The 16,685-nt window shown below is 29.8% G+C and carries 16 protein-coding genes, 1 tRNA gene and 1 pseudogene; 7 read left to right on the forward strand and 11 right to left on the reverse strand.

From position 1 onward, the window contains the following. Window positions 1–21 precede the first annotated feature (21 nt). Window positions 22–1,011, forward strand: coding sequence for a porphobilinogen synthase (gene hemB, locus AC5SLW_RS03200; protein ID WP_494575772.1), 990 nt, complete (start codon window positions 22–24; stop codon window positions 1,009–1,011). Here hemB and recO read toward each other — a convergent pair whose 3' ends face one another. The 10 genes and pseudogenes from recO to dapA all read right to left on the reverse strand — a co-directional run bounded on the left by recO (window position 1,012) and on the right by dapA (window position 8,339). Beyond that, entirely contained in the window at window positions 1,012–1,692 is a 681-nt protein-coding gene (recO, locus tag AC5SLW_RS03205; protein ID WP_494575774.1) for a DNA repair protein RecO, read from the reverse strand. Then, on the reverse strand, window positions 1,689–2,357 hold the full coding sequence (gene rnc / locus AC5SLW_RS03210) for a ribonuclease III (protein ID WP_271480929.1): 669 nt from the start codon (window positions 2,355–2,357) through the stop codon (window positions 1,689–1,691). Before rnc ends, recO begins: the two co-directional genes overlap by 4 nt. Beyond that, window positions 2,357–3,091: a signal peptidase I gene (lepB, locus tag AC5SLW_RS03215; protein ID WP_494575776.1), complete on the reverse strand. Its 735-nt coding sequence runs from the start codon at window positions 3,089–3,091 to the stop codon at window positions 2,357–2,359. The genes rnc and lepB overlap by 1 nt, the downstream gene beginning before the upstream one ends. Then, window positions 3,088–3,474 carry a holo-ACP synthase gene (acpS, locus tag AC5SLW_RS03220; protein ID WP_271626341.1) on the reverse strand — a complete coding sequence of 129 codons (387 nt, stop codon included), beginning with the start codon at window positions 3,472–3,474 and terminating at the stop codon, window positions 3,088–3,090. The genes lepB and acpS overlap by 4 nt, the downstream gene beginning before the upstream one ends. Window positions 3,475–3,476: 2 nt before the next feature. Beyond that, complete coding sequence (locus tag AC5SLW_RS03225; protein ID WP_494575778.1) at window positions 3,477–4,196, reverse strand: pyridoxine 5'-phosphate synthase; 720 nt, start codon at window positions 4,194–4,196, stop codon at window positions 3,477–3,479. Next, window positions 4,193–4,780, reverse strand: a complete 588-nt coding sequence (gene pyrE, locus AC5SLW_RS03230; protein ID WP_018414157.1) for an orotate phosphoribosyltransferase — start codon at window positions 4,778–4,780, stop codon at window positions 4,193–4,195. Before pyrE ends, AC5SLW_RS03225 begins: the two co-directional genes overlap by 4 nt. Beyond that, window positions 4,737–6,481: pseudogene (locus AC5SLW_RS03235) on the reverse strand (bifunctional (p)ppGpp synthetase/guanosine-3',5'-bis(diphosphate) 3'-pyrophosphohydrolase). Before AC5SLW_RS03235 ends, pyrE begins: the two are co-directional and overlap by 44 nt. Window positions 6,482–6,500: 19 nt before the next feature. After that, complete coding sequence (folK, locus tag AC5SLW_RS03240; protein ID WP_271563469.1) at window positions 6,501–7,022, reverse strand: 2-amino-4-hydroxy-6-hydroxymethyldihydropteridine diphosphokinase; 522 nt, start codon at window positions 7,020–7,022, stop codon at window positions 6,501–6,503. Then, complete coding sequence (gene smpB / locus AC5SLW_RS03245; RefSeq protein WP_006996865.1) at window positions 6,988–7,458, reverse strand: SsrA-binding protein SmpB; 471 nt, start codon at window positions 7,456–7,458, stop codon at window positions 6,988–6,990. Before smpB ends, folK begins: the two co-directional genes overlap by 35 nt. Then, window positions 7,458–8,339, reverse strand: a complete 882-nt coding sequence (dapA, locus tag AC5SLW_RS03250) for a 4-hydroxy-tetrahydrodipicolinate synthase (RefSeq protein WP_494575781.1) — start codon at window positions 8,337–8,339, stop codon at window positions 7,458–7,460. Before dapA ends, smpB begins: the two co-directional genes overlap by 1 nt. 41 nt (window positions 8,340–8,380) lie before the next feature. Here dapA and AC5SLW_RS03255 point away from each other — a divergent pair, with 41 nt between their 5' ends. Continuing rightward, window positions 8,381–10,594, forward strand: coding sequence for a lytic transglycosylase domain-containing protein (locus AC5SLW_RS03255; protein ID WP_006996863.1), 2,214 nt, complete (start codon window positions 8,381–8,383; stop codon window positions 10,592–10,594). Here the strand turns inward: AC5SLW_RS03255 and AC5SLW_RS03260 are convergent. Further along, window positions 10,595–10,686: transfer RNA gene (locus tag AC5SLW_RS03260), tRNA-Ser, on the reverse strand. It lies immediately after the preceding gene. Window positions 10,687–10,754: 68 nt separating this feature from the next. On the opposite strand from AC5SLW_RS03260, the gene AC5SLW_RS03265 reads away from it, so the two are divergent. Genes AC5SLW_RS03265 through AC5SLW_RS03285 form a run of 5 tightly spaced genes read left to right on the forward strand, consistent with a single transcriptional unit; the run spans window position 10,755 to window position 16,656 of the window. Beyond that, window positions 10,755–12,008, forward strand: coding sequence for a sarcosine oxidase subunit beta family protein (locus tag AC5SLW_RS03265; RefSeq protein WP_006996862.1), 1,254 nt, complete (start codon window positions 10,755–10,757; stop codon window positions 12,006–12,008). Next, window positions 12,008–12,283, forward strand: coding sequence for a sarcosine oxidase subunit delta (locus AC5SLW_RS03270; RefSeq protein ID WP_006996861.1), 276 nt, complete (start codon window positions 12,008–12,010; stop codon window positions 12,281–12,283). The genes AC5SLW_RS03265 and AC5SLW_RS03270 overlap by 1 nt, the downstream gene beginning before the upstream one ends. A 4-nt stretch (window positions 12,284–12,287) precedes the next feature. Next, window positions 12,288–15,296 carry a sarcosine oxidase subunit alpha family protein gene (locus tag AC5SLW_RS03275; RefSeq protein ID WP_006996860.1) on the forward strand — a complete coding sequence of 1,003 codons (3,009 nt, stop codon included), beginning with the start codon at window positions 12,288–12,290 and terminating at the stop codon, window positions 15,294–15,296. Beyond that, on the forward strand, window positions 15,289–15,852 hold the full coding sequence (locus AC5SLW_RS03280; RefSeq protein WP_494575784.1) for a sarcosine oxidase subunit gamma: 564 nt from the start codon (window positions 15,289–15,291) through the stop codon (window positions 15,850–15,852). The genes AC5SLW_RS03275 and AC5SLW_RS03280 overlap by 8 nt, the downstream gene beginning before the upstream one ends. Window positions 15,853–15,888: 36 nt before the next feature. After that, the gene (locus AC5SLW_RS03285) at window positions 15,889–16,656 is read left to right on the forward strand and encodes a transporter substrate-binding domain-containing protein (RefSeq protein WP_271564651.1); all 768 of its coding nucleotides are present in this window, start codon (window positions 15,889–15,891) and stop codon (window positions 16,654–16,656) included. Window positions 16,657–16,685 lie beyond the last annotated feature (29 nt).

Genomic DNA, 16,685 nt, shown 5'->3' on the forward strand with positions numbered 1-16,685 from the left:
ATTTTAAAAGCAGATTTAAACATGATTACAGGAAATTACCCAAATTTAAGACTTAGACGTAGTCGTAAAAATGATTGGTCTAGAAGATTAGTTCAAGAAAATAGCCTGTCATCTAGCGATTTTATATTACCTATATTTTTGATTGATGGAAAAAATATAAAACAATCCATTAAAACAATGCCTGATGTTTATAGATACACAATAGATAAACTTGGAATTATTGTTGATAAAGCAATCAAAAGCAAAATACCTATGGTTGCATTGTTCCCTTATACAAATAAAACAAAAAAAAATGAAATTGGAACTGAGGCATTGAATGAAGACAATCTAGTTTGTAAGGCCATTCGATATATTAAAAAAAGATATAAAAATGAAATTGGTATTATGTGTGATGTAGCTTTAGATCCTTATACCTCACATGGTCATGATGGTTTAATAAAATCAGGCTACGTGTTAAATGATGAAACTATTGAAGTATTAATAAATCAATCATTGTTACAAGCAGAAATTGGCTGTGATATTCTGGCTCCCTCAGACATGATGGATGGAAGAATAGGCAAAATAAGAAAAGCTTTAGATAAGGAGGGTCATGAAATGGTTCAACTACTTTCTTATGCAGTAAAATATGCTTCAAGTTTTTATGGTCCATTCAGAGATGCAGTTGGTTCTAAAGGTTTGTTAAAGGGTGATAAGAAAAATTATCAAATGGACTTTAGAAATAGCAATGAAGCAATAAGAGAAGTGGCGCTAGATATTAAAGAAGGGGCTGATATGGTTATGGTTAAACCTGGCATGCCTTATCTTGATATAATTAAAACAGTTAAAGATAATTTTAAAATCCCTGTTCTCGCTTACCAGGTATCAGGTGAATACTCACTATTAAGTAATAGTATCAAAAAAGGTCTAATAGATAAAAACTCAGTGTTAGAGAGCTTGATTGCTTTTAAAAGAGCCGGAGCAAACGCTATAGTAAGCTATTACGCAGATAGAATTGACGATTTAATTAAATAACTATTTTAAAAGATTAATAAAATGAGTTCTAGAAGTAGGAAGATTTAAATTATTTGGTTTTAGAATACTTTTTTCAAGGTAATCACTAACAAGCTTGAGTCCTTTAAGTAAATTTTTTAAATTAACATCCATATTATTTTCATCTATTAGAAAATTTGGAATACTTTTTTTTTCAGTTGAGGATTTAACGTAATAATTAACTTCACTATCAACAATTTCTTTTTCAGCCATAGTTTTTAATTCCAAATCATATCCCAATAATTTTAAAAGTTCTAACTCCCAGAAAATATATTTTTGAATCCAATTTTCAGATTTTAATATTTCAAAAAATTTATCAATTAATTTAAAAATTTCTTTATTAGATTGTGCTTCAGCAGTAAGAAGTTTTATAAGGTGCATTGCCGATGTAATGCATGATAGTTTCTGATTTTCATCAAAATAGAGCGGTGTTAAAGCTTTTAAAATCTCTATTTTGAAATAACCAATTCTAGTAACACTTTTTGAATTATAGTTTACATAAATCTTATTACCAATTTGCAAGTAGTTTTTGATTTTCTTTGAAGTTCCACCAAAAATTATCCCTGAGATTTTTCCATGATTTTCTGTAAAGACCTCAGCGATTATTGAATTTTCACTATATTTATTTTTAGAAACTAAATAACCGCTATCGTCCCAATTCATTTTTTAAAAATATCCTCTAAACATAAAGAAGCAGCATTCTGCTCTGCATCTTTTTTAGAAGTTCCTTCTGCTGTAAAAAATTTAGTATTTTTTAATTTAACGGCAACCTTAAAAAGAGGTTTATGTCGGGGCCCTGTATTTGAGATTAGTTTATAAATAGGCAAAACTTTGAAAATTTTAAGTGAGTATTCTTGTAGTTTTGTCTTAGCATCAATTTGAGTTATAACACTTGCTGTAATATGTTCGCTCCATAAATTAAGAATAAATTTTTCAGTAAAATTTAAACCTTTATCGAGATAGATTGCTCCAATTAAAGCCTCCAAACAGTCTGCTACAATTTTATCTTCAATTTCAATTTTTTTATTCTTGGGGTTTAAAACTAAAATATATTTTTCTAGTTCTATTTTTTTTGCAATTTCTAAACATTTTTTTTTATTTACCAATGAAGCAAATTTTTTATCTAACACCCCTTCCTTTTCATCAGGATAAAGTTCTAGTAATTTTTTTGCAATAATAAGACCTAAAACTCTATCCCCTAAGAATTCAATTTTTTCATTGTTGTTTATTGAGTCAAAACTTTTATGCGTTAAACTCTTAATAAAAATTTTTTGATCAGAAAACTTTAACTTTAATTTCTTTTCTAATTTTATGGGGTTAATTTTCATTAAATAATTTTCTTAAAAAACCTGTCGAATCTAATTGTCTTATGCCATTTCCAAAAAGAAAAAATATTTCCAATTCTAAAATCAGATGAAAAAAAAATAAATTGAGCTTTACCGACTAAATTATCTTCATGAACATATCCAACACTAGTCAAATATCTACTATCTTTAGAACAGTCTCTATTATCTCCTAAAAAAAAGTAGTGTTGAGGCGGAACTATAAAGTTATCTGAACTTTCAAAACTATAACTTTTTAAATAAACGCTATTATGTGTTTTGCCATTTGGAAGCTTTTCTTCAAATGTATTAACATCTATTGTTTGATTTCCACAATAAATTTTATCATTTTGAGAAATTCTAGATTTTAATATTTGATTATTATTTACGAATAAATCGCCGTTAATAAATTGAATATTGTCTCCTGGCAGACCAATTAATCTTTTAATATAATCAGTTCTGTTGTCAGCTGGTGTTTTAAAAACAATAATATCTCCAACCTTAGGTTTGTTATAAAATAGTCTTCCATTTATTATTGGTGGACTAAAAGGAAAAGAATGCTTGCTATAACCATAAGAATATTTCGTAACAAACAATCTATCACCAATTAATAACGTTGGTTCCATTGATGAAGAGGGAATATAAAAAGGTTGAATAAAAATAGATCTAATAACAATAGCTATAACTAAAGCATAAAAAATTGTTTTAATATTATCGATTATAATCTTTTTTGATATCATTTTTTTTGTAAAATCACGTAGGCTACAGAATATTTTTTTTCATCTGAAATTGACAGAAAGAAATTAAAGGATGATATTTTAAATTGCTTTTTAACAATTTTTTTTATTTTGTCTGTGACTACAAATGAGGGTTTACCTAACTTATCGTTAATTACAGTTATATCCTTGAAATTCAAATTCTCTCTAAAACCAGTTCCAATTGCTTTAGAAAATGCTTCTTTAGCAGCAAATCTTTTAGAATAATAAGATTTTTTATTAGTTATTTTTTTGGCTAACAATATTTCTGAGCTAGAAAAAACTCTTTTAATAAAATTAACATTTTTTAAAGATTTATGTACTCTAATATTTTCCACTATATCAACACCAATACCAAGAATTTTCATATTTATTTATTGGTTATTTTTTTAAATATTTTAATAGTTTTTTTTAAACCATGAGTAAGTGACTCACCAATTATAAAATGACCAATATTAAATTCTGTAATTTCTTTAATTTTACTTAGTATAGAGGTAGTTTTGTAGTCAAGACCATGACCTGCATGAACCTCAATACCAAGTTTAACTCCCAGTTCTGAACATTTTTTAATTTTTAAATATTCATTTTTATAACTTTTGTTTTCTTTTATTAAATTTGAAATTTTTCCTGTATGTAGCTCAACACAAGTAGCATTTAATTCTTTTGCAATTTTTATATCTTTTAAGTTTGGGTCAATAAATAGACTTGTTCTAATATTCTTCTTATTAAATAATGATATTATAGATGTGATTTTTTTCTTATTTTTAATTAAATTTAATCCACCTTCTGTTGTCACCTCTTTTCTTTTTTCAGGAACTATACAAATGAAATTAGGTCTATTCTTTAATGCTATATTGATTATTTCTTTGTTAAGTGAAATTTCTAAATTAGTAATTATTTTTCTACTTTTGCAAATTTTAACAACATCAGAATCTTTTATGTGTCTTCTGTCTTCTCTTAAATGAATGGTAACTGAGTTTGCTCCACATTTAATAACATGTTTGGCAATAGTAAATGGGTCGGGATGAAAAGATCCTCTTGCATTTCTTACTGTTGCAACATGATCAATATTAACTCCTAGTCTTTTCATTTAATAAATCTACTTCCAGGAACTGTAATTGGAGTATTTTTAAGACTTTCAGGTAATTTATTACTCTTAAATGTTGGAACATCTATCTTCATATGTGAGATAATATTTTTTTTTATTTTTAATGAATTCTTGGTCGATCTGTCAATAATCGACGCAAAACCAATAAGCTTTGCACCAGGTTTTGTTATCAATTTAACACACTCTAAACTCGATTTACCAGTTGTTATAACGTCTTCGATTATTAAAACTTTTGATCCTTTTTTTATATGAAAACCTCGTCTTAAAGCAAATTTACCATTAACTCTTTCACAAAAAATTGTTTCTTTTTTTAAAATTTTACCAATTTCATAACCTATAATAACACCACCCATTGCTGGAGCTAAAATCAAATCTATAGATTTAAATTTTTTTTTAATTTTTTTTGCTAATGAATTACAAATATCTTTTGCTAAATGTGGAAAGCTTAAAAGTTTGGCACATTGAATATATTTAGGTGAATGCAAACCTGATGAAAGAACAAAATGACCTTCTAAAAGAGCATTAGTTTTTTTTAAAATATTTAAAGATTTTTTGTGTGAAAGCATTCCTTTTTTCCTCATGTCTAATGATTTTAAATTTAATATCTTTTTGTTTTAGCTCACTGATAAAATTTGTAAAGTTTTTCAAGTCTCTAATAATAAGGTTAAATCTGAAGTTAATATAATCTTTAGTTTTTTCTTTCATCTCTACACTTGATATATTCAATTTATGAGAGCCTAATGATGTGGTTATTTCACCAAGTTTACCAGGTTGATCTGGGAGAGAAATCCAAAGTGTTGTATTGTATTTTTTTATTCTTTCCTCTTTTTGCTCACCTTTAGAATGCCAGTATCTTCTAATAGCAGCTCTTGCTTTTCCAGTTTTTGTAATTGGTATCCAATGCAATGATGGTGATTTATTTTTAGAGGTTATGATTTCAACTACGTCACCGTTATAAAGTATGTTTTGTAATTCACTGTCATTACCGTTAATTTTACAGGATATTGCATGATCGCCAACTTTTGTATGAACAGCATATGCAAAATCTATTGGTGTTGCATTTTTTGGCAATTTGATAACTAAGCCTTTTGGTGTAAAGCAAAAAACATTTTCTTGAAACATTTGTAGTTTTGTATACTCAAAAAAATGTTCAGGGTTTTCATTTTTACCAATAATTTCCACAAGGTCAGCTAACCAGTCATATTCTTTCCATGTTAATGAATCAAATTTTTCAGATGATTTATATTTCCAATGGGATGCAATACCTCTTTCGGCAAATTCATGCATTGGCATAGTTCTTATTTGAATTTCAATAGGTCTTCTATTTGGACCTATCACAGCTGTATGCAATGACTGATAATTATTTATTTTTGGTGATGATATATAATCTTTAAATTTTCCTGGTATACAATTCCAGTGTTGATGAAAAATTCCTAAAGCTTTATAGCAATCCTCTCCACTATTAAGAATAACTCTAAATCCAATTATGTCTGTAATTTGCTCTAATGATGTTCTTTTTTTTGAACTTTTCTCCATATAGAAAATGGAGTTTTTTCTCTTCCAAAAATTTCAGCATTAATCTTATGTTCGTTTAAAAGCTCGCTTAATTGTAAAGAAATAGAATTAAAACTATTTACTTTGTCTTCTTTAATTTCGTCTAATCTTTTTTTAATAAGTTCACGTGCTTCATTATTCAAAACTTTAAATGATAAGTCTTCAAGTTCATCTCTAATTCTATGCATGCCCATTCTATCTGCTAAAGGAGCATAAATTTCCATTGTCTCTCTCGCTATACGTTCTTTTTTTTCAACTTTAGATATAGCATCAATAGTTCTCATATTATGTAAACGATCTGCCAGCTTTACAAGTAATACTCTTATGTCTTTTGATGTAGCTAAGATTAATTTTCTAAAGTTTTCTGCTTTAGAAGATGATGTTGCTTGATTTTCAAAAACAGAAATTTTGGTTACACCATCTACAAGATTGGCAATCTCTTCACCAAATTCATCTTTAATATTTTCATAAGTTGCGTGAGTATCCTCAATCGTATCATGTAAAAGCCCTGTAACAATAGTAGCACTGTCTAACTCTAGCTCACTAAGTATTGAAGCAACAGCTATAGGGTGATTTGAATAAGGATCACCAGAATCACGTTTTTGGTTTTCGTGAGCTTTAACAGCATAATTATATGCTTTACTTAATTTTTCTGGATTTAAAAATTTATTATAAGTTTTAACTTTATTTATTAACTCTTCTGAATTAATCATTTTTAACTATAACACCAATTTATATTTGTTTAATAGATCTTAAATCTTTAATTGATAAAGAATTAATTAAATTTACTATATTAATCTTAGATTCTGGATGCTTCCAACTTCTGTTTATCTCAAATAATGGTAACAATACAAAATTTCTCTTAGTCATCTCTGGATGAGGTATTATTAACTTGTCATTATTTATATTCAAAATTTTTTTATCATAATCAATTATATCAATATCACATGTTCGTGGAGCATTTTTTTTTAGTCTAACCCTGCCTAATTTTAATTCAATATTGTTACAAATTTTTAATAATTCTAAAGGTGTTAAGATTGTCTCGATTTCTATTACAATATTTATGAAACTTGGCATTAAAGGATTTGGCCAAGATTTTGATAAATAGTGAGATGAAACTTTTTTTATCTTAATTTTATTTTTCTTAAGTTCAGACAAGGCTATATGAATGTTGGTAATTTTATTACCTAAATTTGATCCTATTGCTAAATATGATTGTTTAACTTGATTTTCTAATATGTCTTGCTTTTTCACGATTCCAGTCTCTATTTTTTTTAGTAGCTCTTTTATCAAATTGTTTTTTACCTTTTGCGACTGCTATTTCTATTTTAGCTTTTCCCTTTTTAAAATACATCTTTGTTGGAACAAGTGTAAAGCCATCCCTCTGCATTTTACCAATTAATTTGTTAATTTCCTTTTTGTTTAATAATAATTTTCGTTCATCTGTTGGATTATGATTTGAATAACTGGCTTGCTTAAATGCAGCAATATGAGAGTTAATTAAAACTATTTCACCGTCTTTCTCTACAGCATAAGAGTCTGCAATATTAACTTTTCCATCTCTAATTGATTTAATCTCAGACCCTTTAAGAACTATCCCAGCTTCAATTAAGTCTTCAAAAAAAAAATTAAAACTTGCTTTTCTATTTAAGCAAATAATTTTTAAACCAGGATTGGCTTTCTTGTTCATTAGAGTAGATTTGCTGATACTAAAGCTTCTTTAACAATATCCTTAGTTGGGTCTGTAACTTTAACTAAAGGTAATCTAACCCCATCATCACAAAGACCCAGAAGTTTTGCGGCATATTTAACAGGGCTTGGATTGCTTTCTATAAACATTGAGCTGTGAATGGGTTGTAAAATTTTATCTAATCTGATTGCTTCAAGCTTGCTTTCATTATTTTCTATTTTTGAGGCTTTTTGAAAATCAGAACATAACTTAGGAGCAATGTTAGCAGTTACACTTATAGAGCCTACCCCACCTCTGTTATTAAATTCTAAAGCGTTATCATCATTACCTGTTAGTTGAACAAAATCAGTTCCCATTTTATCTTTTTGTTGATTAACTCTATCTAGATCACCAGTTGCATCTTTAACACCAACAATATTTTTCAATTCAAATAATCTAGCCATTGTATCAACAGACATATCAATTACAGATCTTCCAGGAATATTATAAATTATAATTGGTATCCCACATCTATCGTTTATTGCTTTATAATGTTGATATAAACCCTCTTGAGTTGGTTTGTTGTAATATGGAGTTACTATTAGAGCCGCATCTGCTCCCGCTTTTTCTGCATGAGTTGTTAAAGAAATTGCTTCTTTAGTCGAATTAGAGCCAGTGCCAGCAATAACTATATTTTTTCCATTGCTTTCTTTAACACATAAATCTATTACTTTTTGATGTTCATCATGGCTTAATGTTGGCGACTCACCTGTTGTCCCAGCAGGAACCAAGCCGTTTGTACCGTTTGATATTTGAAAATGAATTAGCTTAATATAAGCCTCAACATCTAGCTCATTATTCTTAAACGGGGTTATTAAAGCAACATTTGATCCTTTGAACATAAATACTTATAACATAGTTTAAAGATTCATTTAGTAAATTTATGCCCAGAAAGATAATTTTTTTTATAAAATCACTATTATTAAGTTTGGTAATTATAGGGAATATATTTGCTGCTGAAATATCAATAATTCCTTTAAAAAAACCTATTTTAGATGAAGAAGTTAAGAAGCAAAAGATATCTCAAGGGATCCTTAAACCTAAACCTAAACCATCACAAAAAAAAGAAGAAGTCAAAATCGTAACAGTCAAAAAAAATAAAAAAAAAATTAATTTTCTCATTCCTAAAAGTAAGCCATTAATAGTTAAAAGTGAAAAATCTGTAGTTCAAAAAAGATCAAAATACTACAGCCAAAAAGACTATGATATTGCAAAAAAATCTATCCAGGCAATGGAAAAAAGTCAATGGACAACTGCATTGAAAAATTCAAAAAATGCTAAAGATAAATCCATATATAATTTTATACAATGGAGACATTTATTAACAACAGGAAACCAAGCTACGTTTTATGACTACATGACTTTTATACAAAACAATAAACACTACCCAAGAATAAGTAGAATAAAATATTTAGCAGAACAAAAACTTTCAACGGATAAAATTTCTCCTAAAAAAATTATTAATTGGTTTGGAGTTGATGAGCCCTTAAGTGGCTATGGTATGCTGGTATTAGGTGAAAGCTTTATACAAACTGGAGATAATGAAAAAGGAATTGCTTTAATTAAGAGAGGCTGGATTACAGCAGAACTTTCTAGAGCTAGCATGAAATCTTTAAGTAAAAAATATAGAAAATATTTAGACTCAAAAGATTATATAAATAGAGCTGATTATTTAGCATGGGAAAATAAATATTGGGATTTAAAAAGAATGCTTCCTTATTTACCTAAAGATTATCAACTACTTTATACAGCTAGACAAATTTTGATGAGTAAATCTTATGGTGTTGACCAGGCAATAAAAAATGTTCCACAAAAATTCAAAAATGATGCTGGTCTCAATCATGATCGACTTAAATGGAGAAGAAAAAGAGGCAGAATTGATAGTTCACTTGAAATATTGTTTTCAATTAAAAATAATAAAGATTATCTAGTGAGACCAGATAAATGGTGGGTTGAGAGAGCAATCATGACACGAGCTCTTATTTATAAAAATAAATATGAGACAGCTTATAAAGTTGCTAGCCAACACTCACTAGATAAAGGATCAGAGTTTGCTGAGGCTGAATGGTTGAGTGGTTGGATTGCATTAAGTTTTTTAAATGACCCTATTTTAGCAGTTGACCATTTCAATAACTTTTATCAAAACGTTAGCTACCCTATAAGTTTGGCAAGAGGCGCTTATTGGCTTGGTAGATCTTATGAAAAAATTGGTGATAAACGACAATCAGAAGATTGGTATCGTGAAGCAACAAAATATCTAACAACTTACTATGGTCAATTAGCCTTTTTAAAAATCAACCCTAGTCAAAATTTTGAACTTGAAGAACAAGCTGATGTTGAAGATGACTATCGAAAATATTTTTACAATAAAGAGCTTGTAAAAATTACACATCTTTTAAATGAATTAAATAAAGATAAATATACCAAAAATATACTGAGACATTTGGCTAATGACAATATTGCAAGTGGAAGTGAGATTTTAGCAGCTGAGCTTGCTACAAATATATCAAGATACGATTTTGCGATCCAAGTATCAAAGTTAGCCTCATATGAAAAAAGATTTCATAATACTTTTAATTATCCAATTATAAGTGTCCCGCAGTATGTTAATGGCAGAAAAATACCTGAAACAGCTTTTATACTTTCTCTTATAAGACAAGAAAGTGAATTTGACATGAGAGCAAACAGTCATGTTGGTGCACAAGGTTTAATGCAAATAATGCCCTATACGGCTAAGCTAGTTGCTAAACAAGCAAAACTTCCATATTCAAAATCAAGGTTAACTTCTGATCCTGAATATAATATTAATCTAGGCTCTCATTATATAGCTGGTTTAATTTTACAATATGATGGTGCCTACCCTTTTGCTACCGCAGCATATAATGCCGGTCCTAAAAGAGTTAAACACTGGAAAAAAATAAACAAAGATCCTCAAAAAAAACAAATTGATTTTGTAGACTGGGTTGAATTAATTCCATTTAAAGAAACTCGTAACTATGTTCAACGTGTTATGGAAAACTACAATGTTTACAGATATATCTTGGAAAAAAAGCCTATTAAAATGAAAGACTTTTTTAAAGATCAGCCTTTATTTTAATGGCGGAAGAGGAGGGATTCGAACCCTCGGTACAAGTTTCCCCGCACGGTCATTTAGCAAACGACTGGTTTCAGCCTCTCACCCACTCTTCCACTGCGACATTGATATAACCGATTGTATTGAATATTCAATATTTATAAAGTAATTCTTGAATAATATTATGAAAAATAAGTATTCAATATTCTCATTAGTCAAAAATGCTTTTTCCTATCATGAAAATTGGCAAAAAGCCTGGAAAGATCCCACTGTAAAAAAAGAATATGATGCAGTTATTATTGGTGGTGGTGGTCATGGTTTGGCAACTGCTTACTATTTAGCAAAAAAACATAATATGACAAATATTGCTGTAGTAGAAAAAGGCTGGATTGGTGGTGGTAATACAGGAAGAAATACTACGATTATAAGATCTAATTATTTATGGGATGCTAGTGCTGGTCTTTATGATCATGCTTTAAAATTGTGGGAAGGTTTATCTCAAGAAATAAATTACAATGTAATGTTTAGTCAAAGAGGTGTGATGAATCTTGCACATAACTTACAGGATGTTAGAGATTTAAAAAGACGAACACATGCTAATAGATTAAATGGCATAGACGCAGTTTACTTAAGCACAGAAGAAGTCAAAAAATTTTGCCCTATTATTAATACCTCACAAGATATTCGATATCCTGTACTGGGTGGAACTTTACAAAGAAGAGCTGGTACCGCAAGGCATGATGCTGTTGCTTGGGGGTATGCTAGAGGTGCAGATGAAATGGGTGTAGATATAATTCAAAATTGTGAAGTTAAAGGAATTAAAAGAAATGGTGATGAAGTAGAAGGTATTGAAACAACCAAAGGTTTTATAAAAACTAAAAAAGTTGGAGTAGTTGCTGCTGGTCATTCAAGTGTGCTAGCAAACATGGCAGGTTTAAGATTACCTTTAGAAAGTAAACCTCTTCAAGCTCTAGTTTCAGAACCAGTTAAACCTATTATTGATACAGTAGTGATGTCTAACGCTGTACATGCATATGTTAGTCAGTCTGACAAAGGTGAGCTAGTAATAGGTGCAGGCACTGATGATTATGTTTCTTATTCACAAAAAGGTAGTCACGATATTGTTGAGGGAACATTAAATGCAATCTTAGAACTTTATCCAATTTTTAGTAGAATGAGAATGCTTCGACAATGGGGTGGAATTGTAGATATCTGCCCAGATGCTAGTCCTATTATTAGTAAAACGACGATAAAAGGTTTGTACTTTAATTGTGGCTGGGGAACTGGTGGATTTAAAGCAACACCTGGATCAGGTGATTTATTTGCTCACACAATCGCAAATGATGAACCACACAAACTAAATGCTGCATTTAATTTAAATAGGTTTATCAGTGGAGACCTTGTTGATGAACATGGTGCAGCGGCGGTAGCTCATTAATGTTTTTAATTACTTGTCCTTTTTGTGGTGAACGAGAACAAAGTGAATTTAAAGCTGGTGGTGAAGCTCACATTGAAAGACCTAAACAACCCACAGAATTAAGTGATGATGAATGGGCAGAATACTTATTTATGAGAAAAAACATTAAAGGAATTCAATTTGAAAGATGGAACCATGCTCACGGATGTAGAAAGTGGTTTAACATGGTGAGGGATACTTCAAATGACCAAATTAAAGCTGTTTATAAAATGGGTGAAAAACCTCCTATAAAATAATTTAATGCTAAAAAATTTAAGAGTTACAACTAGTAAATATATTGATGAAACTTCCAGAGTTTCTTTTAAATTCAATGGAAAATCTTATTTTGGATACAAAGGTGATACCCTTGCCTCAGCTTTGCTAGCTAATGGTATTCATTTAGTAGGAAGAAGTTTTAAATATCATAGGCCACGAGGAATAATGACTTCAGGATCTGAAGAGCCTAATGCAATTGTACAGGTTAATAACAACACAGCACTAACAGAACCCAATGTTAGAGCAACCGAACTAGAAATCTATCATGGGCTTGAGGCAAACAGTCAAAATTGTTGGCCTAGTGTTAACTTTGATATTGGAGGTATAAATAATTTCTTATCCCCACTTCTGCCTGCTGGTTTTTATTATAAAACATTTATGTGGCCTGCTAATTTTTGGGAAAAGTATGAATATGTTATAAGACATTCAGCAGGACTAGGAAAATCTCCAACAGTGCCTGATCCTGACATATATGATCATAAATACATTCACTGTGATGTTTTGGTTATCGGAGCTGGCATTAGTGGAATTATAGCTGCAAAAACTGCAGCAAAAAATAATCTTAAAACATTATTACTTGATGAAAAAAATGAAATCGGAGGATCTACAATTTTCCAAAATTCAGATCATATAAAAATAAACGATCAAAATTCTTCTGTTTGGTTAGAAAATGAAATTAATGAATTAAGAAATATTGAAAACCTAGAAATTAAAACAAGAACTAGTGTTGCTGCTTATCATGGATATAACTATTTATTAGCTAGAGAAAATTTAACTGATCACCTTCCTAAAAATGAAAAAAATAAAAAAGTAAGACAAAGATTATTAAAAATTAGAGCTAAAAAGGTTATTGTTGCTACTGGTTCTTTAGAGCGACCTCTGGTATTTAATAATAACGATAGACCTGGTATTATGCTTTCATCTGCAGTTAAAAAGTATGCAGATTATTATGGTGTTGCAACTGGTCAAAAAAATATATTTCTTACTAATAATGACACAGCTTATGAAAGTGCAATTTCATTACAAAAAAAAGGTATTAAAGTTGAAGCAATCATAGATATTAGAAAGCAATCTAAAACTGCATTTACTAAAGAAGCTGACGATTTAGGGATTAAAGTTTATAGATCACACACAGTTGTAAATACTGAGGGTTATAAAAGAATTAATAAAATTACAATAATGGAATTGTCAGAAGATGGTCAATCTTTTGCAAATCCAGAAAAAATAGAACTTGATTGTGATTGCCTAGCAATTGCAGGTGGATGGACGCCAGCCGTTCATTTGTTTACTCAATCAGGAGGTAAATTAAAATTTAGAGAAAAAGATCAAGTATTTATTCCTGATATATATTCATCAGCTCAAATTAGCATTGGTTCTTGTAATGGTGATTTTGATTTAGATGATGTTATAAAAAATTCTACAAAATCTTTAAAAGAATTTTTAAATATAAATGAAACTGAATTTGACAATTTAGAAATAAATTGTCCTAAAGATAATAAGATTAGAAATATTTGGCTACTTCCATCCGATAAAGTTTTAGGAAAAACAAAACCTTTCGTAGATTATCAAAATGATGCAACTGCAAAAGATATTAAACTTGCTCTAAGAGAAGGTTTTAGATCGATTGAACATGTAAAAAGATATACAACAACTGGAATGGGTACCGATCAAGGAAAGCTTGGTAATATGCATGCCCTTGGTATTATTGCAGAAACTGCTGGTGTTAAGATGGGTGAGCTTGGAACTACAACGTTTAGACCTCCTTACACTCCATTAACATTTGGAACAATTGTTGGACGAAATGTTGGTGAATATTTTGATACATTTAGAAGAACGCCAATGAATGACTGGCACATAGAAAATAAAGCTGAATTTGAAAATGTTGGTCAGTGGAAAAGAGCTTGGTACTATCCAAAAAATAATGAAACAATGCATGAGGCCGTTCAAAGGGAAAGTAAAGCTGCAAGAAATAGCGCTGGTATATTAGATGCTTCAACTCTTGGTAAAATTGATATTCAAGGAACGGATGCTTCAGAATTTTTAAACAGAGTTTATACAAATGCTTGGTCAAAACTTGCCATTGGAAAATGTCGTTATGGTTTAATGCTTAATGAAGATGGTATGGTTTACGATGATGGGGTCACAACTAGACTTGATGAAAATCATTATATTATGACCACAACAACAGGTGGTGCTGCAAACGTATTAGGAAAACTAGAAGATTACCTACAAACTGAATGGCCTGAACTAGATGTGTATTTGTCATCTGTAACGGATCATTATGCAACAGCTAGCATCTGTGGGCCTAATAGTAAAAAAATTCTTAATAAATTAATACCTGATCTTGATCTTTCAGATGAAAGCTTTCCACACATGTCATTCAAAAATACAAAAATTGGCAATATTAAATGTAGAATTATGCGTATTAGTTTTACTGGTGAACATAGTTATGAAATTAATATCCAAGCTAACTATGGTGAAGACTTATGGAAAAAATGCATGGAAGCAGGTAAAGAATTTAACATCACTCCTTATGGCACTGAGACAATGCACTTATTAAGAGCAGAAAAAGGATTTATTATTGTTGGCCAAGATACGGATGCAACGATGACACCTATAGATTTACAGATGGATTGGATTGTTAGTAAAAAAAAATATGACTTTATTGGTAAAAGATCTCTTTATAGATCTGACACCATGAAAGAAGATAGAAAACAATTAGTAGGTTTACTGACAGATAATCCAAGTGAAGTTTTAGAAGAAGGAGCTCAGATAGTTGCTGACACTAGTTTAAAACCAGTTGAAATGCTAGGTCATGTAACTTCAAGTTACTATAGCCCTAATTTAAATAAATCAATTGCCCTAGCAGTAGTTAGAGGTGGAAAAAATATGCTAGGTCAAAAATTATTTATCCCAATGGAAAATAAAAATATTAATGTGACGATTGTTGATCCTGTTTTTTTTGACAAAGAAAATTTGAGGTTAAATGCTTAATTATAAAACTTCTATTAAAGGGGATATAACATATTCTGATTTAGAAATTAAAGAAATCAAACCTATTATGAAATTAATCATAAGAGGTAAAACAAAAGATTTTATTACTGCAGTAGGTAAAAATCTTAATATGGTTTTACCCACTGAGGCTAATACGTCTACATCAGCAGAGAAATTAACTGCATTTTGGTTAAGTCCCGATGAATGGATGTTAATATCAAATGAAACTGTGAGTGAGGAAAGTAACACTTATCAAGTTGAAGATGAATTAATTAAAAATATATCTAAAGTTAAATTGGGCGCTGTAACTGATGTTAGCGACCAATTTGTAATGTTAAATATCAAAGGTGGTAAGGTTTTTGATTTATTTTCTACAGGTTCCCCTTTCAATTTTAATGATTTTAAAACAAAAAAAGGACCAGTTGTTCAAACAATATTATCTCATATTGATGTAATTATTCATCATAAAGAGATTAATGAGGTAAATTTATTTGTTAGAAGGTCTTTTTCTGAGCATTTACACTCTTGGTTGAGTGATAGTGCGTCAAGGTTATAAGCTTATATTTATTAAAATTATTGTTATATAAAGTTTATGAATAAAATACTTCTTGTGGTGCTATTAGCACTTTTACCCTTCTCTCTTAACGCAGAATCAAAACTTGAACAGATTTTATCCTCTGGTGAGTTAAAAGTTGGAACAACAGGCGACTGGGATCCAATGACCATGAAAGATCCTGCTACAAATAAATATAAGGGATTTGATATTGATGTCATGCAAGAATTAGCAAAAGATATGGGTGTGAAAATTACCTTTGTACCAACTGAATGGAAAACAATTGTTTCAGGAATTACCGCAGGAAGATATGATATTTCCACAAGTGTCACTAAAACTCCAAAAAGAGCAGAAGTTGCTGGATTTACAGATTCTTATTACAAGTATGGAACTGTTCCATTGGTACTTAAAAAGAATTTAAAAAAATATTCAACATGGAAATCTTTAAACAATAAAGATGTAACGATTGCTACAACACTTGGGACTTCTCAAGAGGAAAAAGCTAAAGAGTTCTTTCCTTTGTCTAAATTACAATCAGTTGAGTCACCTGCAAGAGACTTTCAAGAAGTATTAGCTGGAAGAGCTGATGGAAACATTACAAGTTCAACAGAGGCTAATAAATTAGTTGTCAAGTACCCTCAATTAGCAATTGTTCCTGATGGAGAAAAAAATCCTGCCTTTTTAGCAATGATGGTTAGTAAAAATGATCAAGTTTGGAATGATTATGTAAATGAGTGGATCAAAAGTAAAAAATCCTCTGGTTTCTTTAATAAACTACTCGCTAAATATAATTTAAAAAGCTTATAAAAAATTAGATATTAATCTCTAATTCATTA

It is taken from the genome of Candidatus Pelagibacter sp. PS_40 (genome assembly GCF_059417765.1).